This window comes from Streptomyces sp. URMC 123, from assembly GCF_051386515.1.
In the GTDB taxonomy this organism is placed as follows: Bacteria; Actinomycetota; Actinomycetes; order Streptomycetales; family Streptomycetaceae; genus Streptomyces.
This window is the reverse complement of the sequence record NZ_JBPQTV010000661.1, coordinates 1-833: the sequence shown is the minus strand read 5'-3', so window position 1 is coordinate 833 and position 833 is coordinate 1. Positions and strand designations below refer to the sequence as shown.

Here is an 833-nt window from a genome sequence, read left to right as displayed (position 1 = left end):
CCCAGACTGACCGCCCCCGGACCGGCCCCGACGCCGACCCGGGCACCGGTGCCGAGACCGGCGCCGGCACCAGCACAAGCGCCGGCGCGCACCACGGCGCGCCCCCCGCCACCGGGGCCCCCGGCTCCGCCGAGTCCTCGGGGTCGTCGGGGCCCTCGGGCCCGGGGCCCACGGGCTCCGCCGGCACCGCGCCGGACGGCCGCCCCTCCGACGGCCCCGCCGCCTCGACCGCCCCGCCGGGCACCCGCCCCATGGAGCGGCTCGCCGCCGTGCAGGACCGGCTCGCCGGCTGGATCTCCGACCTCACCACGCTGCACGAGCTGACCGAGCAGCTGGTGCGCACCGACACCCTCGACGCCGCCCTCCACGAACTGCTGCGGGCCGGCGCCGCCCTGGTGGGCGCCCGCCGCGGCCTGGTGGTCCTGGAACCCGCCGACGGCCTCGGCCCGGACACCACGGTCGGCCTCGGCCTCGGCCGCGCCGACCTGGGCACCATCGAGACGATCCCGCGCGCGGCCGCCTCGTACGGGCGCGTCCTGGACGGCCTCCCCGACGAGCGCAGCGGCCGCCGCGACATCGCCCACCCCGATCTGCTCGGGGAACCGGACCTCGACCCCCGCCAGCGCGAGGTCGCCGCCCGGCTCGGCTACGCCGCCAGCTACGCCGTACCGCTGGTCGCCGCGGAGAGCGCGGACAGCCGCGCGGCCGGAGGCGACCGTACGCCCGGGGGTGACCGTACTGCCGGAGGCGACCGCACGGCCGGAGGCGAGCGCGACGCCGCCCTGGTGCCCGGCCCCCCGGCGTTCACCCCCTCCGCCGCCTCCGCGGTCCTC

The 833-nt window shown here is 80.8% G+C and carries 1 pseudogene; it reads left to right on the top strand.

Annotation, left to right across the window (positions count from 1 at the left end):
• Positions 1 to 251 precede the first annotated feature (251 nt).
• Positions 252 to 833 (top strand): annotated as a pseudogene (locus ACSNOD_RS31510) (serine/threonine-protein phosphatase); the annotation flags it as partial.